This is a genomic window from Bradyrhizobium sp. BLXBL-01 (assembly GCF_051853025.1).
Classification (GTDB): Bacteria; Pseudomonadota; Alphaproteobacteria; order Rhizobiales; family Xanthobacteraceae; genus Bradyrhizobium.
This window is the reverse complement of sequence record NZ_CP182471.1, coordinates 5,624,888-5,644,607: the sequence shown is the minus strand read 5'-3', so window position 1 is coordinate 5,644,607 and position 19,720 is coordinate 5,624,888. Positions and strand designations below refer to the sequence as shown.

At 65.7% G+C, this 19,720-nt stretch carries 15 protein-coding genes; 8 read left to right on the top strand and 7 right to left on the bottom strand.

Annotation, left to right across the window (positions count from 1 at the left end; translation table 11 throughout):
* Positions 1-145: 145 nt before the first annotated feature.
* The 3 genes from ACNJYA_RS26275 to ACNJYA_RS26265 are packed head-to-tail and all read left to right on the top strand — an operon-like array spanning position 146 to position 5,902.
* Positions 146-934 (top strand): ImuA family protein, encoded by a 789-nt coding sequence (locus tag ACNJYA_RS26275; RefSeq protein WP_439363758.1) that lies wholly within the window; start codon positions 146-148, stop codon positions 932-934.
* Positions 831-2,426, top strand: a complete 1,596-nt coding sequence (locus ACNJYA_RS26270; RefSeq protein WP_439363757.1) for a Y-family DNA polymerase — start codon at positions 831-833, stop codon at positions 2,424-2,426. Before ACNJYA_RS26275 ends, ACNJYA_RS26270 begins: the two co-directional genes overlap by 104 nt.
* Entirely contained in the window at positions 2,423-5,902 is a 3,480-nt protein-coding gene (locus tag ACNJYA_RS26265; protein ID WP_439363756.1) for an error-prone DNA polymerase, read from the top strand. The genes ACNJYA_RS26270 and ACNJYA_RS26265 overlap by 4 nt, the downstream gene beginning before the upstream one ends.
* Positions 5,903-6,165: 263 nt before the next feature.
* Here the strand turns inward: ACNJYA_RS26265 and ACNJYA_RS26260 are convergent, their stop codons facing one another.
* Together ACNJYA_RS26260 and ACNJYA_RS26255 are read right to left on the bottom strand one after the other, a co-directional pair.
* Positions 6,166-6,936, bottom strand: coding sequence for an SDR family NAD(P)-dependent oxidoreductase (locus ACNJYA_RS26260; protein WP_439363755.1), 771 nt, complete (start codon positions 6,934-6,936; stop codon positions 6,166-6,168).
* A 173-nt stretch (positions 6,937-7,109) separates the two neighbouring features.
* The gene (locus ACNJYA_RS26255; RefSeq protein ID WP_057027154.1) at positions 7,110-7,397 is read right to left on the bottom strand and encodes a hypothetical protein; all 288 of its coding nucleotides are present in this window, start codon (positions 7,395-7,397) and stop codon (positions 7,110-7,112) included.
* Positions 7,398-7,534: 137 nt separating this feature from the next.
* Between ACNJYA_RS26255 and ACNJYA_RS26250 the strand changes: the two genes are divergently transcribed.
* From ACNJYA_RS26250 to ACNJYA_RS26240, 3 genes are all read left to right on the top strand, one after another.
* Positions 7,535-8,935 (top strand): CoA transferase, encoded by a 1,401-nt coding sequence (locus ACNJYA_RS26250; RefSeq protein WP_439363754.1) that lies wholly within the window; start codon positions 7,535-7,537, stop codon positions 8,933-8,935.
* Between the two features lie 145 nt (positions 8,936-9,080).
* A complete protein-coding gene (locus ACNJYA_RS26245) occupies positions 9,081-10,331 on the top strand; it encodes an efflux RND transporter periplasmic adaptor subunit (RefSeq protein ID WP_212259666.1) in 1,251 nt (416 codons plus the stop codon).
* A gap of 29 nt (positions 10,332-10,360) precedes the next feature.
* Positions 10,361-13,477 (top strand): efflux RND transporter permease subunit, encoded by a 3,117-nt coding sequence (locus ACNJYA_RS26240; protein WP_212259664.1) that lies wholly within the window; start codon positions 10,361-10,363, stop codon positions 13,475-13,477.
* A gap of 3 nt (positions 13,478-13,480) precedes the next feature.
* Here ACNJYA_RS26240 and ACNJYA_RS26235 read toward each other — a convergent pair whose 3' ends face one another.
* From ACNJYA_RS26235 to ACNJYA_RS26215, 5 genes are all read right to left on the bottom strand, one after another.
* The gene (locus tag ACNJYA_RS26235) at positions 13,481-14,443 is read right to left on the bottom strand and encodes an amidohydrolase family protein (protein WP_172784151.1); all 963 of its coding nucleotides are present in this window, start codon (positions 14,441-14,443) and stop codon (positions 13,481-13,483) included.
* Positions 14,444-14,494: 51 nt separating this feature from the next.
* Positions 14,495-15,052, bottom strand: a complete 558-nt coding sequence (locus tag ACNJYA_RS26230) for a hypothetical protein (protein WP_439363753.1) — start codon at positions 15,050-15,052, stop codon at positions 14,495-14,497.
* 26 nt (positions 15,053-15,078) lie between these two features.
* Positions 15,079-16,509, bottom strand: coding sequence for a TolC family outer membrane protein (locus ACNJYA_RS26225; protein ID WP_439400958.1), 1,431 nt, complete (start codon positions 16,507-16,509; stop codon positions 15,079-15,081).
* A gap of 188 nt (positions 16,510-16,697) precedes the next feature.
* A complete protein-coding gene (locus ACNJYA_RS26220) occupies positions 16,698-17,477 on the bottom strand; it encodes an enoyl-CoA hydratase (RefSeq protein WP_439400957.1) in 780 nt (259 codons plus the stop codon).
* Between the two features lie 107 nt (positions 17,478-17,584).
* Positions 17,585-18,241, bottom strand: coding sequence for a hypothetical protein (locus ACNJYA_RS26215; protein ID WP_172784155.1), 657 nt, complete (start codon positions 18,239-18,241; stop codon positions 17,585-17,587).
* Between the two features lie 291 nt (positions 18,242-18,532).
* On the opposite strand from ACNJYA_RS26215, the gene ACNJYA_RS26210 reads away from it, so the two are divergent.
* Both ACNJYA_RS26210 and ACNJYA_RS26205 read left to right on the top strand, forming a co-directional pair.
* On the top strand, positions 18,533-19,078 hold the full coding sequence (locus tag ACNJYA_RS26210; protein ID WP_260375538.1) for a sigma-70 family RNA polymerase sigma factor: 546 nt from the start codon (positions 18,533-18,535) through the stop codon (positions 19,076-19,078).
* Positions 19,079-19,080: 2 nt separating this feature from the next.
* Positions 19,081-19,719, top strand: coding sequence for an NrsF family protein (locus ACNJYA_RS26205; RefSeq protein WP_172784157.1), 639 nt, complete (start codon positions 19,081-19,083; stop codon positions 19,717-19,719).
* Position 19,720 lies beyond the last annotated feature (1 nt).

The following is a 19,720-nucleotide window of genomic DNA, read 5'->3' as shown; positions in this document are numbered from 1 at the left end:
TCAGCTCATGAATCCGACAGCGCGCCAATTCGATTGACTCTTCTGGCGCCGTTAGCTTTATATTAGAACATATCATGAACAAATGAGCCAGCCGTTGGTTCTTCTTTTGAAGGCCACGGCATCAATCTCTGAAGGAGCGGCGAGCATGAGCGGCGCACGCATCAGCGCGCTTGCGATCCTGCGCGGCCAGATCGAGCGCATCGAGACGGCGGAGGTCCTGCATCAACACGATCGCGTCGGCCTCGGCCACAGCGAGGCCGACAGCGCGCTGAAGGGCGGGCTCGCGCGCGCGGCGATCCACGAGGTGTTTTGCGAGGGCCGCCAGGGCGCGGCCGCGACGGGCTTTGTCATGGGCCTTGCCGGGCGCGTGAGCGCGCGCCGGCCGCTGCTATGGGTGCGGCAGGATTTTTCGGAGCTCGAGGCCGGCGCGCTGTCGATGAGCGGGCTCGCCGAGCTCGGCCTCGATCCGCGCCGCCTGGTGATGGTGCGTGCCGCCGATGTCGAGAGCGCGCTACGCACCTCGGCCGATGCGCTTGCCTGCGATGCGCTCGGCGCCGTCGTGCTCGAGCTCTGGGGCGAGATCAGGCAGTTCGATCTCGTGGCGAGCCGCAAGTTGACGCTCGCCGCGCAAGGCTCGGGCGTTACCGGGCTCTTGCTGCGGATGGCCGCGCAGCCGCTGCCCTCGACCGCGGAGACGCGATGGATGCTGCGTGCGGCGCATTCGCCGCCGGGCTCGGTGTGGAGTGCCTGGGGCGCGCCGGTGTTCGATGCCGAGCTCTTGCGCAATCGTCATGGCCCGTGCGGCCGGTGGATCATGGAATGGAATTGTGATGAGTGCCAGTTCAGTGAACCGTCGACGTATCCTCAGCCTGTGGCTGCCGCGCCTGCCCATCGACAGGATCCAGCGCTTCTTCAACAGCGCCGGGCTGGGTAAGGCCAATCATGAGCCTGATATCGTCGTCATCAAGGATAACAATGCGCTGGTGATCCATGCGCTGGACGAGGCCGCCGAGCGCCTCGGCCTGTATATCGGCCAGCCGCTCGCCAATGCGCGGGCGATGTGTCCGGACTTGCGTGTGTTCGACGCCGACCCTGTCGCTGATTCCAAGACGCTCAACGATATCGCCGACTGGTGCGACCGTTTCACGCCGCTGGTGGCGCTCGATGTGCCGCACGGGCTGTTTCTTGACATCACCGGCTGCGCCCATCTGTTCGGCGGCGAGGCGGCGCTGTTGCGGACATTAGTCCGCGCGCTCTGCCGGCAAGGCTTTGCCGTCAGCGCGGCGATCGCCGGCACCTCGATCTGCGCCCGCACGCTGACGCGGCAGGCATCCGGCACCATCGTTGCCGATGGCGGCGAGGCGGAGGCGATCAGGTCGTTTCCAGTCTCCGCGCTCGGTGCAGGTGAAGCCATCACCACCGGCCTGCGCCGGGCCGGGCTGAAGACCATCGGCGATGTCGCATCGCGCAGCGCCTCCGAGATCACGGCGCGGTTCGGGGCGCGCTTCTCCACGCTGCTCGCCCATGCGCTGGGGCAAGGCGATGCGCCGATCAGCCCGCGAAAACCGCTGCCCGATTACATCGTGGAAAAACGCTTTGCCGAGCCGATCGCGACCGACACCATGATCGCGATGACGCTGTCGCGGCTCGCCGACACGTTGATCGCGTCCATGGAGAAGCAGGGCAAAGGCGCGCGGCGACTCGAGGCCACGTTCTTCCGCACCGACGGCGTGGTGCGCGCGATCACGGTCGAAACCGGACGCCCCGTAACGCGAAGCGCCGTGGTCGACCGCCTGTTCCGCGAGCGGCTCGATGCACTCGCCGATCCCCTCGATCCCGGCTTCGGCTTCGACATGGTGCGGTTGTCGGCGAGCCGCACCGAGATCGTGGTGCAGGAGCAGCGCGATCTCGATGCTCATGTCCACGACAATGACGAACTCGCCGCTTTGATCGACCGCATCGCCGCGCGCATCGGGGGAAAACGCGTCGTCGTGCACCTGCCGCAGGATACCCATATCCCCGAAAGCGCGGTGCTGGCCGCATCGGCGCAGCATCATCTCGCGGCTGCCATGCAGGCCGAATGGCCTGTTCGTACCGAGAGCGAGCCGCCGCTGCGTCCCTTGCGGCTGTTCGACAAGCCGGAGCCGATCAAGGTGCCGTTCGCGACCGTGCCCGATGGCCCGCCGCATCAATTCACCTGGCGCCGCGCGCTGCACGCGGTGGTGCGGGTGGAGGGGCCCGAGCGCATCGCCATGGAATGGTGGCGGCAGGACGGCAAGCAACTGACGCGGGACTATTTCCGCATCGAGGATGCCGAGGGCCTGCGCTTCTGGATCTTTCGCGACGGTCTCTATGAAGGCGAGGTGTTCGATGGTGACGGCAAGCCGGCGTCTCCCGGCTGGTATGTGCACGGTCTGTTCGCATGACTACGCTTAGCTATGCCGAGATCGGCATCACCACAAACTTCTCCTTCCTGCGCGGCGGCTCGGATCCGCGCGCCTATGTGCATCAGGCCAGCAAGCTCGGAATTCCCGCGATCGGCATTGCCGACCACAACACGCTCGCCGGCGTGGTGCGTGCCTGGAACGAGCTCGACAATGACGAGGTGCTGCACAAGCCGAAACTGTTGATCGGCGCCCGTATCGTCTTCATGGATGGCACGCCCGACATCCTGGTCTATCCACGCGATCGCGCCGCCTATGGCCGGCTGTGCCAGCTCCTCACGAGGGGCAAGCGCGGCGACGACATCACGCGGATCGAGAAAGGCGAGTGCCGTCTCACCTTCGCCGATCTCCTGGAATTCTCGCAAGGCCAGCTCCTGATCCTGACGCTGCCGCATCGTTTCGAGCCGGCGCAGGCGCTGGATGTTCTCGCAAAGCTTAGGGATAGCCGTGCCGAGGGCGTGTGGTTGGCGGCGAGCCTGCTCTATCGCGGCGACGACAGGCGGCGCCTCTCGCAGCTCGATGATCTCGCCGCAAAGGCCAAGGTGCCGTTGCTCGCGACCAACGAGGTGCTGTATCACGATCCTCGCCGCCGTCCGCTTCAGGACGTGCTGACCTGCATCCGGGAAAAGACCACGATCGAGGCGATTGGACGGAAGCTCGAAGCCAATGCCGAGCGCTTCCTGAAGACGCCGCGCGAAATGGCGCGGCTGTTCCGCGATTTTCCCGAGGCGATCGCAGAGACCATGCGCTTTGCGGACGCAATCGAGTTCTCGCTCGATCAGCTCAAGTACCAATATCCCGACGAGCCGGTACCGCCGGGCAAGACCGCGCAGGGGCATCTGGAGGACCTGACCTGGGCGGGCGTCGACAAATATTTCGGCGGCAAGATCGACGACAAGCTGCGCGCGACCTTGAACAAGGAGCTCGCGCTGATCGCCGAGCTGAAATACGCGCATTACTTCCTCACCGTGCACGACATCGTCCACTACGCGCGCAGCCAGAACATTTTGTGCCAGGGCCGCGGTTCGGCAGCGAACTCGGCCGTGTGTTACGTGCTCGGCGTCACCTCGGTCGACCCGACCAAGGTCGATCTGTTGTTCGAACGCTTCATCTCCAAGGAGCGGCTGGAGCCGCCCGACATCGACGTCGATTTCGAGCATTCGCGCCGCGAGGAGGTGATGCAATATGTCTATCGGCGCTACGGCCGCCACCGCGCCGCGATCATCGCCACCGTCATTCATTATCGCCCGCGCAGCGCCATCCGCGACGTCGGCAAGGCGCTGGGCCTGAGCGAGGACGTCACCGCCGCGCTCGCCGACACCGTCTGGGGCAGCTGGGGCAAGGGCCTCAACGACATGCAGGTCCGCCAGGCCGGGCTCGATCCGCAAAATCCCATGATCAACCTCGCGGTCGAGCTTGCGACCGAGCTGATCGAATTCCCGCGTCACCTGTCCCAGCATGTCGGCGGCTATGTACTGACCCAGGACCGGCTCGACACCTATGTGCCGATCGGCAACGCCGCGATGGACGACCGCACCTTCATCGAATGGGACAAGGACGACGTCGACGCGCTTCATATGATGAAGGTCGACGTGCTCGCTCTGGGCATGTTGACCTGCATCAGGAAATGTTTCGATCTCATCGACCAGCACAAGGGCGAGCGTTTTGTGCTTGCGAGCGTTCCCCAAGACGATCCCAACGTCTACGACATGCTGTGCCGCGGGGAATCGCTTGGCGTGTTCCAGGTCGAGAGCCGCGCGCAGATGAACATGCTGCCGCGGCTGAAGCCGCGCACCTTCTACGATCTCGTCATCGAGGTCGCGATCGTGCGCCCCGGGCCGATCCAGGGCGACATGGTGCATCCCTACTTAAGGCGGCGGAACGGGCTGGAAAAGGTGAGCTATCCGTCTCCGTCGCCGGACCATGGTGACAAGGACGAGCTTTACAAGGTGCTGCACAAAACGCTCGGTGTCCCGCTGTTCCAGGAGCAGGCGATGCGCATTGCGATCGAGGCCGCACATTTCACCTCCGAGGAAGCCAACGGCCTGCGCCGCTCGATGGCGACCTTCCGCAATGTCGGCACCATCGGCCAGTACGAGGAGAAGCTGATCGGCAACATGGTCGCCCGCGGCTACGATCCCAATTTCGCCAAAAGCTGTTTTGACCAGATCAAGGGATTTGGCTCCTACGGCTTTCCGGAGAGCCATGCCGCGAGCTTTGCACAGCTGGTCTACATTTCGTCGTGGCTGAAGCACTATCATCCCGACGCCTTCTGCTGCGGTCTGTTGAATTCGCAGCCGATGGGCTTTTATGCGCCGGCGCAGATCGTCGGCGATGCCCGCAAGAACGGCGTCGAGGTGCGCGACATCGACGTGTCCTACAGCTTTGCGCAGAACACGCTGGAGGACACTGACGGAAAATACTGCGCCGTGCGCCTGGGCTTCCGCCAGATTGATGGATTCCACTGGCTGGACGAGGACGAGGAGAGGCTGAAGCGCTCCCAGCGGTCATTCCGGGGCGACGCGTCAGCGTCGAGCCCGGAATCCATAACCACGATCGGGAGTATGGATTCTAAGGTGCGCAATTGCGCACCAGAGCTCGCGCCAAGAGGCGCGCCCCGGAATGACGACGTGGAGAGAGTGCCCGATTGGGCCGATCGCATCGTCGCCGCGCGCAACCGCCGTCCCTTCACCTCGCTGGAAGACTTTGCCCGCGACACCGGGCTGCCCAAGCGCGCGCTGATCCTCTTGGCGGATGCCGATGCGTTCCGCTCGCTCGGGCTCGATCGCCGCGAAGCGCTGTGGCAGGTGCGGCGGCTGCCCGACGACGTGCCGCTGCCGCTGTTCGAGGCGGCGACCGCGCGCGAGCAGCCGGACGAAGGCGCAAAACCGCTGCCGGTGATGCCGCGCGCCGAGCAGGTGGTCGCGGACTACCAGACCATCCGCCTGTCGCTGAAGGGCCATCCGATGGAATTCTTGCGCGAGATGTTGACGCGCGAGCGTATCGTCGCCTGCAAGGAGATCAGCCATGAGAACGAGCGGCGCCGCGTCCGCTGCGCCGGTGTGGTCCTGGTGCGCCAGCGGCCGGGCAGCGCCAGCGGCGTCGTGTTCATGACGCTGGAGGACGAAACCGGCATCGCCAATGTCGTGGTGTGGCCCAAGATCATGGAGCAGTACCGGAAAGAGGTGATGGGCGCGCGCCTCATCCTGGTCGAGGGCTACATCCAGAGCAGCCCGGAGAAGGTGACGCATCTCATCGCCCAGCGCATGGTCGACCGCTCGCAGGATCTGGTCGGATTGGCCAACGATGCGCTAAGCCGCAAACATCCGGTGCCCGCAGGCGCCACCGTCGTGGAGCCACTCAACGAAGACCCCCGCGCCCTCGCGGACATGCCCGCGCAAAAAGTCCGACACCCCCGCAACGTCCGCATCCTGCCGCCGTCGCGGGATTTTCATTGAGCGTCGTAAGGCGAGCTGCCCACCACGCCGTCATTGCGAGCGCAGCGAAGCAATCCAGACTGTCCCCGCGGAAAGATGCTGGAATGCTTCGCTACGCTCGCAATGACGAGTTTGCTGACGCGATCGCGCGCCACACTCTCAGCTGCCGTAGGGTGGGCAAAGGCGCGTAAGCGCCGTGCCCACCTTCTGGGATCTCGTCGCGAAAGCGGTGGGCACGCTTCGCTTTGCCCACCCTCCAAGTTCGTCGATGATGATGCCGCCCCTCAAAAATTCACCCGGTTCGAGATCGCGCCATCCACGACCAGATTCGACCCCGTGGTGAATCCCGACACCGGGCTTGCCAGAAACACCGCCGCGTTCGCGATCTCCTGCGGCGTCGCCATGCGGCCGGTCGGGTTGCGCTTCATCGCGTCCTGGTACCGCTCCGGCATGTTCTTCTCGATCATCTCCCAGACGCCGCCCTTGAAATAGACAGTGCCGGGCGACACGACATTCACGCGAATCTTCTTCTTCGCGTATTGCCGCGCCAGTCCCTTGGCCATGTGGATCAGCGCGGCCTTGATCGGGCCGTAGGAGCCGGCCGCGTCCGCCTGCGCTGCGGCGATCGACGAGACGATCACGAAGGCCGCATCGCCGCCGTCGGCGCCGCTTGCCTCGAGGAACGGCCGGGCGGCCTCGAAGGCGTGCACGGCGCCGAGCACGTCGAGCCGGAAATTCTGCTCCCAGGATGCGGGATCGTGCCCTTGCGCCATTGCGCCGGCATTGGAAAACAGCAAGTCGATGCCGCCGAGCGCTTTCCCAGCCGTCTCGATCCAGCTTTTCAGCGCCGCGCCGTCGGTGACGTCGACCGTGCCGCCGGTGGCGTTGATGCCGCTCGCCTTCAACTCCGCGACGGTTGCCGCAACCTGATCGGCGTTGCGCGCGCACACCGCGACATTGGCACCTTCACCGGCCAGCGTCGCCGCAATCGCCCGTCCGATGCCGCGCGTGCCGCCGAGCACGACGGCGTTCTTGCCCTTGAGACCGAGATCCATTGTTGGCTCCTTTTTGTTGGTCGCAGGGACTGTAGCTGTTTCGAGAGACGCCCAGAAGCCCCCACGTCGTCATTGCGAGCGCAGCGAAGCAATCCAGATTGCATCCGCAGAAACAGTCTGGATTGCTTCGTCGCAAGGGCTCCTCGCAATGACGCGGAGAGAGGCGGGCTCCCTCACTCCGGCGCAGCCCCCACCGGCGGGCCGCCGGGCGGGCGGTGCAGGAAGGTCAGCGAGGCATAGGCGCCGGCCCAGGAGCCGATCGCGGCGAAGGCGACATAGAAGGCGTTTTCGGTGTAGCTGATCACGGCGTAAGAGGAGAGCAGGTACCAGACCGCGCTCCAGTTCGCGGCGGGGATGCGCTTGCGCGCGATCACGGCCGAGGTGAACATGACATAGACGGCATCGGTGGCCGCTGTCGCGATGAACACGGCACCTGCGATGAGGGGATCGATGGCGGCCATTGCATTCCCTTATGTGCTGATGGATGGTCGCAAAACTACAGCATGATCCGGAAGAATGTGCAGTGGTTTTCCGACGCGACAAACGCGGAACGCGCTTGCGCAGAGATCATGCTCAACTGCAAGGGAGAGAAGTGGCCATGCAAAGCCCCGCCGATATTCTCAAGGATATCTGGACCTCCGCCGGTGGCGATCAGGCCGCGCTCGGCCGCGTGCGGCTGACCGGCGAGGAGCCGCAAATCCCGTCCTCGTTTCGCGTTGCCGTCGCCGGCCAGACCACGATCGCGGCGGCCGGCCTTGCCGCCGCCGAGATATGGAAGCTGCGCAGCGGCGAGGCGCAGGACGTCTCCGTCGACATGCGCCATGCCGTCGCCGAATGCCGTTCCGAGCGTTATCTGCGCCGCGACGACAAGCCACCGCCACCGGCCTGGGACGCCATCGCCGGCGTCTACAGAACCGGCGATGGCCGTTTCGTTCGCTGCCACACCAACTTTCCGCATCACCGCGACGCCGTCTGCAAGGTGCTCGACCGCGAGCCCGAGCGCGAGAAAGTACAGGCCGCATTGATGCAGTGGAAGGGCGAGGATTTCGAAAGCGCGGCCTATGCCGCGGGCGGCGTCGTCGCCTTGATGCGGTCCTACGACGAATGGTCCGCGCACCCGCAGGCGCGCGCGCTCGCCGAGTTGCCGCTGCTCTCGATCGAGAAGATCGGCGAGGCGCCGCCAAAGCCGTGGCCAAAAGGCGATCGTCCGCTCTCAGGTCTTCGCGTGCTCGATCTCTCCCGCGTCATCGCAGGTCCCGTCGCCGGCCGCACGCTCGCTGCGCACGGTGCGGACGTGCTGCTGGTATCAGGACCTGAGCTGCCCGCGATCGACTGGCTCACCATCGACACCGGCCGCGGCAAGCTCACCACCTTCATCGAACTGAAGAGCGAAGCCGGGCGGGTGCAGTTGCGCGAGCTGCTCAAGGACGCCGACATCTTCTCGCAAGGTTATCGTCCGCGCGCGCTCGCCGCGCTCGGCTTTGCGCCGGAGCACGCAGCGCAGATCAATCCCGGCATCGTCTATGTCACGCTGTCGGCCTATGGCCACGCCGGCCCCTGGGCCGAGCGGCGCGGCTTCGACTCCCTGGTGCAGACTACAACGGGCTTCAACCATGCCGAGGGCCAGGCCGCCGGCATCGATGGCCCCAAGGAATTGCCGGCACAGATGCTCGACCACGCCACCGGCTATCTGATGGCGTTCGGCGCGATGATGGCCAAGGCACGCCAGGTGCGCGAAGGCGGCAGCTGGCACGTGCGCGTATCGCTGGCGCAGACGGGGCGCTGGCTGTGGAATCTCGGCCGGCTCGAGGGCGGATTGAATACCCCGGATACTACGGGAGAAGCCGTACATGCTGCGTTCATAGAACGCATGCAATCTGGCTTCGGCACCTTGAAGGCGGTGCAGCATTCCGCACTGCTGTCGAAGACGCCGGCGCGATGGAGCCGTCCGGCGATGCCGCTCGGCAGTCATCCGGCGCACTGGCCGGCGCGAAGCTGACATGAAGCTGACGTGTCGCAAAATTTTAACGCAAACGGATAGGGGCGAGGCGTTTTTTAGGTTGTTTGAACTCCCAATTCGGCACTATTAGCGCGACCGATCAGGCCGTCATTTGCCGAGATCGTCGCAGACACGACCGGGCCCCATGGTAGTTGAGAATACCAAGCGATTGCAGGTGCTTACAAAACAACGGGTGATCGCATCCGTAGTTTTACTAGCTCTCGCCGGCGCCGGTGCCGGAGCGTACGGCTTCTTCTCTTCGGGGGCGAAGGAAAAGAAGCACTCCGAAATCTCCAGCCAGTCGCGCAGGAATGCGCAGACCTTCACGCCGACGCCGTCCGAATGGGCGACGCTGACGATCGAGCCGGTCGCCGCCAGGAGCTTCCGCGCCGAGTATGTCACCGAGGGCAAGGTCGCAGTCGACGAGGACCGCTCGACCCCGGTGTTCTCGCCCTATGCAGGCCGTGTCACCAAGCTGCTCGCAAAGCCGGGCGAGACGCTGAAGCAAGGTCAACCGCTGTTTACGATCGAGGCCGCCGACACCGTGCAGGCCCAGAACGATTTCATCGCGGCGATGACTTCGCAGAACAAGGCGAAGTCGGCGCTCGAGCTTTCCGACATCCAGTTCAAGCGCGCCAAGGACCTCTACGAGGGCCATGCCATTCCGCTGAAGGATTACCAGCAGGCGGAAGCGGCCCAGGTGCAGGCGCGCAACGACATGCGCTCCTCGGTGACGGCGCTGGAAGCCGCGCGCAACAAGCTGCGCATCCTCGGCTTCACCGACGAGGCGATCAGGACGTTCCAGGAAAAAGGCGTCATCGACCGGGAGATCACGATCTATTCGCCGATCTCCGGCACGGTCGTGCAGCGCAAGATCGGCCCGGGCCAATACGTCAATTCCGGCGCGAGCGATCCGGTCTTCGTGGTCGGCGACCTCTCCACGGTCTGGCTCACCGCCTTCGTGCGCGAGAGCGATGCAGCCGCGGTGTGCATCGGGCAGGACATCACCGTCAACGTGATGGCGCTGCCGGGCCGTCCGTTCAGCGCCAAGATCAATTACGTTGCCGCCGCGATCGACCCCGCCACCCGCCGCCTGTTGGTCCGCGCCACGATCGACAACAAGGACGGGCTGCTCAAGCCGGAAATGTTCGCGAACGTCACGATCTATTCGGCCGGCGACCGCGCCGCGCCGGCGGTGCCGAAGCAGGCGCTGATCTACGAGGCCGACAAGGTCCGCCTCTGGGTCGCGCGTGAGGACAAGTCGGTCGAGCTGCGCCAGATCAAGACCGGTCTCATCAACGGCAATCTCGTCGAGGTCACCAGTAATCTGAAGCCCGGCGAGCAGATCGTCACCAAAGGCAGTCTGTTCATCGACCGCGCGGCGTCCGGCAGCTGATCGACGACCCAAGAAAATTGAAGACCTGAATGGATCGTCTCGTTGCCCTTGCCGTCAACCGGCGTTTCCTGATGGTCGGCATGTTCGCCGCCGTGCTGATCGGCGGTCTGATCGCGTTCAACCGGCTCAACATCGAGGCCTATCCCGATCCGACCCCGCCGATGGTCGACATCGTGACGCAGAGCCCGGGGCTGTCGGCGGAGGAGATCGAGCGCTACATCACGATCCCGATCGAGACCCAGGTAGCGGGCCTGAAGAACATCACGACCATCCGCACCATCTCGCTCTACGGTCTGTCTGACGTCAAAATCCAGTTTTCCTTCGCCTATACCTATGACGAGGCGCTGCAGCAGGTGCTGAATCGCCTGGCGCAGCTCGCCCCGCTGCCCGGCAACGTCCAGCCGCAGATCTCGCCGCTCAGCCCGATCGGCGAGATCTTCCGCTATCGTCTCGTCGGCCCGCCGAACTACAGCGTGCTCGACCTCAAGACCATCCAGGACTGGATGCTGCAGCGCCGCTTCCGCGCGGTGCCCGGCGTGATCGACGTCACCGGCTGGGGCGGCAGGAGCAAGACCTACGAGATTCAGGTCGACTTCAACAAGCTGGTCGCCAACGGCCTGACGCTGCCGCAACTGCTCCAGGCGGTCGGCAATTCCAACGTCAATGTCGGCGGCAACACCGTCAATATCGGCCAGCAATCCGCCGTCGTGCGCGGCGTCGGCCTGATCCGCTCGATCGACGATCTCGCCAACACCATGGTGGCGCAGACAGGCGGCAATCCGGTGCTGGTCAAGGACGTCGCCACCGTCACGGTCGGCCAGAAGCCACGTCTCGGCATTGCCGGCCTCGACGATTCCGACGACATCGTGCAGGGCATCGTGCTGATGCGGCGCGGCGAGCAGAGCTCGCCGACCATCAAGCGCGTCCACGAACTCGTCCAGCAGATCAACAACTCCAGCATCCTGCCGCCCGGCGTGCGCATCGAGCGCATCTACGACCGCGGCGACCTGATCGAGCTCACCACCCACACCGTGCTGCACAACATGGTGATCGGCATCCTGCTGATCGTGCTGTTGCAGTGGATCTTCCTCGGCGATCTCCGCAGCGCGCTGATCGTCGGCGCCACCATCCCGTTCGCGCTGTTCTTCGCCGTCATCATCCTGGTGCTGCGCGGGGAATCGGCCAACCTCCTGTCGGTCGGCGCGATCGATTTCGGCCTCATCGTCGATGCCACCGTCATCATGGTTGAGGCGATCTTCCGCCGCCTGACGCAAACGACGCCGATGTCGGAATCCGAGCATATGTCGCCCGAGACGCTGTTCGGCATGAAGAGCCATGCCATCCTCAGCGCGGCCGCCGATGTCTCGCGATCGATCTTCTTCGCCGCCGCGATCATCATCGCGGCCTTCCTGCCCCTGTTCACGCTGTCAGGCGTCGAGGGCAATATCTTCGGGCCGATGGCGCGCACCTATGCCTATGCGCTGGCCGGCGGCCTCCTTGCCACCTTCACCGTCACGCCCGCGCTGTCCGCAATCATCCTGCCCGCGCATGTCGAGGAGACCGAGACGAAGGTGATGCTGATCCTGCACCGGCTGTACTCGCCGTTGCTGAATTGGGCGGTCGCCAATCGCAGCATCGTCCTCGGCGGTGCGGTCGGCCTCGTGCTGATGACGGTCGCACTCGCCCGGCTGCTCGGCCTCGAATTCCTGCCGAAGCTGGAGGAGGGCAATCTCTGGATCCGTGCCACGCTGCCGCCGACCATCTCGCTCCAGGAAGGCAACAGCTACGTCAACGAGATGCGCAAGGTGATCCGGGCCCGGCCCGAGGTCGAATCCGTCGTGTCGCAACACGGCCGTCCCGACGACGGCACCGACGCCGCCGGCTTCTTCAACGCCGAGTTCTTCGCGCCGCTCAAGCCCGTGAGCCAGTGGCCAGGTACCCGCGACAAGGAGGAGCTGACCGCGCAATTGCTCAAGCAGCTCGACGATCGCTTCCCCGGCGTCGAGTTCAATTTCTCGCAATATCTCCAGGACAACGTCTCCGAAGCCGTCTCCGGCGTGAAGGGCGAGAACTCGATCAAGCTCTTCGGCAGCGACCTCCAGGCGCTGACAGACACCGCCAACAAGATCAAGTCGGTGCTGGCCACCGTGCAGGGCGTCACCGACCTCGCGGTGTTCACCTCGCTCGGGCAGCCGACCGTTCAGATCGACATCGACCGCGCCAAGGCCGCGCGTTACGGCCTTGCGCCGGGCGACATCAACGCCACCATCAAGGTCGCGATCGGCGGCGACACCGCCGGCGACCTCTATGAGCCCGGAAGCGACCGCCACTTCCCGATCATCGTTCGCCTCGCGCCGGAATATCGCCGCAGCGCCGAGGCGATCCAGAACTTGCGGATCGGCGCGCCCGGGCCGAACGGCACCGTCACGCAGATCCCCTTGAGCGAGGTCGCGACCATCAGCCTCGTCTCCGGCGCTGCCTACATCTATCGCGAGCAGCAGGAGCGTTATCTGCCGATCAAGTTCTCGGTGCGCGAACGCGATCTCGGCAGCGCGATCCGCGAGGCGCAGGACAAGATCGCCGCGCAGGTGCAGCTGCCGCCGGGCTCGCACATGGAATGGGTCGGCGAGTTCGGCAATCTCCAGGACGCGATCCGGCGGCTCTCGATCGTGGTGCCGATCTCGCTGGCACTGATCGGCGTGCTGCTCTGGTTCAACTTCGGTTCGATGACGGACACGCTGCTCGCGATGAGCGTGATCCCGATGGCGATCTTCGGCGGCGTGCTGGGCCTTTTGATCTCGGGCACCGCATTCAGCGTCTCCGCGGCGATCGGCTTCATCGCGCTGTTCGGCATCGCCGTGATGGACGGCATCATCATCTTGTCGCAGTTCAACCAGCTGATCGAAGAGGGCATGGACCGCATGAGCGCGGTGGTGCGCACCGGCGAGCTGCAGCTCCGGCCCGTGCTGATGACCTGCGTCGTCGCAGGCGTCGGCCTTCTTCCGGCGGCGCTGTCGGAAGGCATCGGCTCGCAGGTGCAGAAGCCGCTCGCGGTCGTCGTCGTCACCGGCATGATGCTGGCGCCCGTCGTGATCCTGGTGACCTTGCCGGTCCTGATCTCCTTCTTCTCCCGCCGCGCGCGCTGATCGTCAGAACCCGTAGAGCCGCGCCGGATTGTCGACCAGGATCTTCTTGCGCACCTCGGCATCCGGCGCCCACACCGGAAGCTGGTTGAGCAGGCGGCCGTCGTCGATCTGATAGAGCGGCGCGATGTCGGTGGGCTTGCGTCCCTCGACCCGGCTCGAATCCGGATGCGGCCAGTCGGTGCCCCAGACGATGCGGTCGGCATTGGCTGCGATCAGCGCGCGGGCATAGGGCACCATGTCCTGATAGTCGGGCGCGAGCTTCGACGAGCGATAGGCACCGGAGATCTTCACATGGGCCTTGCCGGACTTCACCAGCGCGACGAGATCGGAGAAGCCCGGCTGCTCCAGCCCGAGCGAAGCCTCGAGGCCGCCGAAATGGTCGAATACGACCGGCACCGGCGCCGTCTCGACGAGGTCCTTGATCGCCGAGATCATGGCCAGCGTGGTGTAGAGCTGCACGTGCCAGCCGCGCGCCTTCATGCGCTCGACGGCGGCGGTGAAGCGCGGCCGGCCGACATTGGGATCGTTGACGCCGCCGGTCGCCAGATTGAGGCGGATGCCGCGGAAGCCGTCCTGGTGCATCGTATCGAGCGCGCTCTCCGGCGTCTTGTCGTCGATCACGGCGACGCCGCGCGCGGTCGCGCCGCGCGCCTTCATGCCGAACAGCGTGGAGGAATTGTCGGTGCCGTAGACGCTCGGCGTCACGATCACCACGCGCTCGATATGCAGCGCCTTGTGCAGTGCGGCCATTTCTTCCGGCGAAGCCGGCTCCGGCGTATAGACGCGTCCGGCGAAGAACGGAAACTTTTCGACATCGCCATGAATGTGGGTATGGCAGTCGCAGGCATGCGCCGGGACGTCGAAATTGATCGGCGTCGCGGGCTGCGCCGCGCGGGCATGGGCTTTGCTGGTCATGGCTACTCCGGCCGCAAGGGAGGCAAGCAGGACGCTGCGTCGGCTGAGCATGGTTTCTCTCCCGGTTATTTTTTTGTAGGCGGGTGGAAGAAGAATATCACATCAGCCGGGCAACCGCTCCGCTTCGCTGCATAGCTGCTCGACGAGACCAGCAAGCGGACGTGAGCCGTTCACGCGCACGACCGGGCAGGGCAGGCCCGAGAGCCACGCTTCATGCTTGGCGAGACTGCGGCCTTCGCGATCGCCGGCTTCGTAGTGGGAGGCCCATTCGACGAAGTCTTCGGTTTCGCCATGGCGCCAGCCGCCTGGCGCGACGGCATCAGCGCCGAAATGGGCGGCCTCGCGGGCGCGCAACCGCTTCATCCGGATCTCGCGCGGCGCGGTCACGAAGACGACCAGGTCGAAGTACGAAACGAGCTCCTCACCCCAGCCGGTGACGGATCCGCTCAGCACCCAGTCGAGGCGCGGCAAGAACATCTCGCGCATCAGGCGCAGGCGGTCGGCGGCGGGGCGGGTCGTCTGATAGGGCGGCACGGTCGGCAGCCAGAAATAATCGTCGCTGTCGTGATGTGGCAGCGCCAGCTGGTCCGCGAGCGCGCGACCGATCGTGGTCACGCCGGAGCCCGAGGCTCCCATCAGATGGATGCGGCGGCTTTTCATCGGCATCCACCGGAGAGATTTGAAGGCTACTGCCCCGACGGCGTGCGCAGGCCGTGCCAGGCGTCGCGGACCTGGTGGTAGTGTACCTCGGGCAGGTAATCCGGCGTGTTCAGGTTCAGCGTCTTGACGTCGAGATGGCCGATGGCGCTGAGCAGCGTGTAGGAGGCGATCACGCGGTCGCGTTGCGCGCCGATCAGGCGGGCCTTGGCCTGGATCAGATCGGCCTGCGAGTTCAGAACGTCCACCGTCGTGCGCTGGCCGCCCGCAGCCTCGCGCTGTACGCCCTGCAGCGCGACGGTGGCCGCCTTCACCTCGGATTCGGAGGCCGAGACCGTGATCTTGGCGCCTTCATTGGCGACCCAGGCGCTGACCGCCGCCGTGCGCGCCTGGTTGCGCACCTGGTCGAGCACGAGGCGGCTCTGCGCCGTGATCTCCTTGGCCTGCCGGGTCTGCGCCGCGGCCTGGCCGCCGTCGTAGATCGGCGCGGTGACGTTGGCGACGATCGAGGCCTGGTCCTCGGCGAAGGTGCCGAGCGTCGGGTCGTTGTTGCGGCTCTTGCTGGCGCTGCCCTGGATGGTCGCGCTCGGCAGCAGCGTGCCTTCGGCGATGCGGATGTTGGTGGAGGCGACATCGACGTCGAAACTGGCGGCCATCACCGCCGGATGCTGGCGGATCGCCATCGTCATGGCGTCCTCGCGACTCTTCGGCAGATAACGGTCGACGGCCTCGGCAGGCCTGAGCTGCGAGGGCGCATTGCCGATCACTTGCGCATAGGTGGCCTGGCTGACCGCTAGCGCGACCTCGGCCGCGTTGAGATCGGCAAGGCCACGATTGAGGCGGGCTTCGGCCTGCGCGGTGTCGGTCGGCGTGACGTCGCCGGCATTGAGGCGGCGCTGGGTGACGGCGAGCGTCTCGCGCAGGAAGGCGACGTTGGAGCGCTGCGCCTCGACCAGCGACTGGTTGGCGAGAACGTTGGTGTAGGCCGTGACCGCATCGAGCAGCACGCCCTGGCCGACATTGCGCAGCGCTTCGCGGCCCGACTGCACCTGGAGCTCGGCGGCCCGCACGCCGTTGGCGGTGCGGAAGCCGTTGAACAGGCTCTGCGTCACGGTGACGCCGATGATCCAGGGCTTCAGATTGCCGGTCTGGATGGTGTTGTCGGGCAACAGATTGCGGACCGATTGCAGCCCGGCGCTGAGGCTCGCCACGATCTGCGGCCGGTAGCCGGCGAGCGCCTGCGGCACGTTCTCGTCGGTGGCGCGCTGGCGCGCGCGCTCGGCATTGAGCTGCGGATTGGTCTGGTAGGCTTTTGCCAATGCTTCCGGGAGGGCTTCGGCCGATGCCGCCGCGGGCAGGGCGCAAGAGAGCGCCAGCGTGGTCCATGTCGCAAGCACAGGACCCGCGCCCGATCGACGTCGCGTCCCTCCGCGACCAGCTCTGGCGGTACGCCCAATCATGTATTCCCGCTTAACCCCGGCTGTCCGCCCCCGCCGACGATGGCCTCTTAACTGTTTAGCCAGCCGAGGTCCCGCAGGCAAACTGCCGCGGGGGAAACCCCCATGTATTCCGTGCTTGTTGCAGGCGCGTCACAGGATTTGTGCGGGAAAGCGCCAGTGCCTTACACCAGCCTGACCGGTTTTGCGCGCTACCGGTTCTTGTTCACCGGCTTGCGCTTCTCGATGAACGCCGCCATGCCCTCCGAGCGGTCTTCGAGCGCGAAGGTCGAATGGAACAGGTTGCGCTCGACGCTCATGCCTTCGGCAAGCGTGGTCTCGAAGGCGCGGTTCACCGCTTCCTTGGCCATCGCGGCCGCGGGGCGCGACATCGCGGCGATCTTCTCGGCGGCCGCCATGACCTCGTCCATCAGCTTGTCGGCGGGTACGATGCGGCTGACGAGGCCGGAGCGCTCGGCTTCCGCCGCGTCCATCATCCGGCCGGTGAGGCAGAGGTCCATGGCCTTGGACTTGCCGATCGCGCGTGTCAGCCGCTGGGTACCGCCGATACCTGGAATGGTGCCGAGCGTGATCTCGGGCTGGCCGAACTTCGCGGTGTCGGCGGCGATGATGAAATCGCACATCATGGCGAGCTCGCAGCCGCCGCCGAGCGCGTAGCCCGCGACCGCGGCGATGGTCGGCTTGCGGCAGCGCGCGATGCGGTCGCCGCCGATCGCGGCGAAATCCTCTGAGAACATGTCGATGAAGCCCTTGGGCTGCATCTCCTTGATGTCGGCGCCGGCGGCAAAGGCCTTCTCGTTGCCGGTCACGACGATGCAGCCGATGGCGTCATCGGCCTCGAGATCGTCGACCGCCGCGGCGATCTCGCGGAAGACGCCGAACGAGAGCGCGTTGAGCATCTTTGGCCGGTTCAGCTTGACGATGCCGACCGCACCGATGCTCTCGACGATGATGTGTTCGAACGTGCTCATGCTCCACCCACGCTTTTGATTGAGTGGGCAATGTGCCCGCTGGCGCGGATGCCTTCAAGGGGGCCGGACGCGGGACGCGCGCGGCGTGCGTCCCGCGGAACAGCCAATCAGGCCATGAACATGCGCGCGGCGGAGGCCAGGGTCAGCAATGTGCCGACGCCGATGAAGATCTTGCCGATCAGGGAGCTCTGGTCCCAGGCCGAGCTCTGCTGGGCGCTGGCCATCACCGGCGCCGGCCGTGGCTGCGCCTCGGTCGCCGCGATCACCGTCTTCTGCGGCGGCGGGTTCTCCTGCAGGGCGCGATCGATGTCGTTGAGCTGATCAGGCGCGACGACCTGGTTTTCCGGGTTCTCAGCATTGGTATTGTCGGCGGCTGCCTGGACGTTGTCGTTGGCGCGGTTCGTCATCGCGGAGACGGCTGCGGCAGCCGGCGTCTCAGCGGCGAGCTGCGCATTGGCGTTGGCGACCCCCGGGGGCATCTGGCTCGCGGCCGGCACCTGACTGTCGGTCTTGTCGTTCCTGGCCTCGTCGGCCTTGGCCGCCGCGTCCTTCTTGTCGGCCTTGTCCTCGGATTTCTGCACCGTCTTCTTGCTGTCGGTGCGGCGCGAGTCATGGCGCCGGGGCTTGGGCGTATCGGCCCCTTTGTCCACGCTCTCCGATTTGTTGCCGGCGGCCGAGTTCGGCGCCGCCTGTGCGACGCCTCCGGACAGCAAGACAAGCCCGGCCAAACCGATCAGGGCCGCGCGCGCGCTGGTTTTCATCATGTCGACGATCTCCCCAATTCCGCCCGTCCCGGCAGCGAACAGAGACCCCGGGGCGTGACGACAGCGCGGCAAAAAATGGGAATCTTCGGGCTACACCCGCCAAAAACGCGGCAAACCCCCTCCCGCAGCCACCCGCCCGATGCAGGACGAACCGATCGGTGTTATGAGCCGTCGCAGATGTTTGCGGCCGCATCGGTCGCGCGGCCCGGATCTAGATCACGAATTCGTGATATGTTCGGTGGCCGCGTAACAAATTGAAAGAGCGGCCGAATTGCATGGTGAGGGGCGCGGGTGCGCGGACGTGAGGACGAATGGACCGGCCTGATGCGGTCGGCCATGGCCGGCGATGATGCCGCGTATCATCGCCTGTTGAAGGCAGTCACGCCGGTGCTGCGGGCCGCCGCGAGGCGTGGCCTGGCGCGGGCAGGTCAGCCCCCCGACCAGGCCGAGGATATCGTGCAGGAGATTCTGTTGGCGGTGCATCTGAAGCGGCATACCTGGGACAGCGAAGCGCCTTTCGCGCCCTGGCTGTTTGCGATCGGCCGCAACAAGCTGATCGATGCGCTCCGCCGGCGCGGCAGGCGCGTGTTCGTCAACATCGACGATTTCGCCGAGACGCTGCCGGGGGAAGCGCCGCAGGAGACCGCTTCGGCCGGCGAGGTCGCCGCCCAGCTCGGAACCCTGCCGCAGCGTCAGCGCGACGTGCTGCAGTCGATCGCGGTCGAGGCCGCCTCGATCAAGGATACCGCGGCAAAGTTGTCGATGAGCGAGGGCGCGGTCCGGGTCGCGCTGCATCGCGGACTTGCGGCGCTGACGGCCAAACTGCGGGACCATTGATCATGGACACCGATCAACTCATTCGCTCGCTCGCGGTCGACAACGCGCACCGCGCCCCACGGGTCGGCGCCGTGCTGACCATGGCGCTGCTGGTGGCCGCGCCCTTGTCGATCCTGATCTTCGCGACGTTCCTCGGTATGCGCGCCGACGTGATGAGCGCCATGCGCAATCCGTTCTTCGACATGAAGTTCGCGGTGACCCTGTCGCTCGCAATCCCCGCCATCATCGTCAGCCTGCATTTGTCGCGTCCCGAAGCCCTGCTGCGCGGCTGGGGCTGGCTGCTGCTGCTTCCCGTCGGGCTGCTCGCGGTGGCGATCGGCAGTGAGGCGATGATGGCGCCAGCCATGCCGATGACGATGCGCCTGATGGGCAAGAACTCCAGGGTGTGCCTGGTCGCGATCCCCGCGATGTCGCTGCCGTTGCTTGCGGGGGCGCTGTTCGGCCTGCGCCACGGCGCGCCGTCCCGCCCCGCGCTCGCCGGAGCGCTCGCCGGGCTGGTGTCGGCCGGACTTGCGGCGACCCTCTATGCCTCGCACTGCACCGACGATTCCCCGCTGTTCGTCGCGACCTGGTACACGCTCGCGACCGCGCTGGTGACGGCGATCGGCGCGGCGGTGGGATCGAGGGTGTTGCGGTACTAGC

Excerpts from the sequence above, each read along its gene's own strand:
- ACNJYA_RS26265 (WP_439363756.1), top strand. The coding sequence starts at position 2,423 with ATGACTACGCTTAGCTATGCCGAGATCGGCATCACCACAAACTTCTCC.
- ACNJYA_RS26260 (WP_439363755.1), bottom strand. The coding sequence starts at position 6,936 with ATGGATCTCGGTCTCAAGGGCAAGAACGCCGTCGTGCTCGGCGGCACG.
- ACNJYA_RS26245 (WP_212259666.1), top strand. The coding sequence starts at position 9,081 with ATGGTAGTTGAGAATACCAAGCGATTGCAGGTGCTTACAAAACAACGG.
- ACNJYA_RS26240 (WP_212259664.1), top strand. The coding sequence starts at position 10,361 with ATGGATCGTCTCGTTGCCCTTGCCGTCAACCGGCGTTTCCTGATGGTC.
- ACNJYA_RS26205 (WP_172784157.1), top strand. The coding sequence starts at position 19,081 with ATGGACACCGATCAACTCATTCGCTCGCTCGCGGTCGACAACGCGCAC.
- ACNJYA_RS26215 (WP_172784155.1), bottom strand. The coding sequence starts at position 18,241 with ATGATGAAAACCAGCGCGCGCGCGGCCCTGATCGGTTTGGCCGGGCTT.
- ACNJYA_RS26250 (WP_439363754.1), top strand. The coding sequence starts at position 7,535 with ATGCAAAGCCCCGCCGATATTCTCAAGGATATCTGGACCTCCGCCGGT.
- ACNJYA_RS26225 (WP_439400958.1), bottom strand. The coding sequence starts at position 16,509 with ATGATTGGGCGTACCGCCAGAGCTGGTCGCGGAGGGACGCGACGTCGA.
- ACNJYA_RS26230 (WP_439363753.1), bottom strand. The coding sequence starts at position 15,052 with ATGAAAAGCCGCCGCATCCATCTGATGGGAGCCTCGGGCTCCGGCGTG.
- ACNJYA_RS26220 (WP_439400957.1), bottom strand. The coding sequence starts at position 17,477 with ATGAGCACGTTCGAACACATCATCGTCGAGAGCATCGGTGCGGTCGGC.
- ACNJYA_RS26270 (WP_439363757.1), top strand. The coding sequence starts at position 831 with ATGAGTGCCAGTTCAGTGAACCGTCGACGTATCCTCAGCCTGTGGCTG.
- ACNJYA_RS26235 (WP_172784151.1), bottom strand. The coding sequence starts at position 14,443 with ATGCTCAGCCGACGCAGCGTCCTGCTTGCCTCCCTTGCGGCCGGAGTA.
- ACNJYA_RS26275 (WP_439363758.1), top strand. The coding sequence starts at position 146 with ATGAGCGGCGCACGCATCAGCGCGCTTGCGATCCTGCGCGGCCAGATC.
- ACNJYA_RS26255 (WP_057027154.1), bottom strand. The coding sequence starts at position 7,397 with ATGGCCGCCATCGATCCCCTCATCGCAGGTGCCGTGTTCATCGCGACA.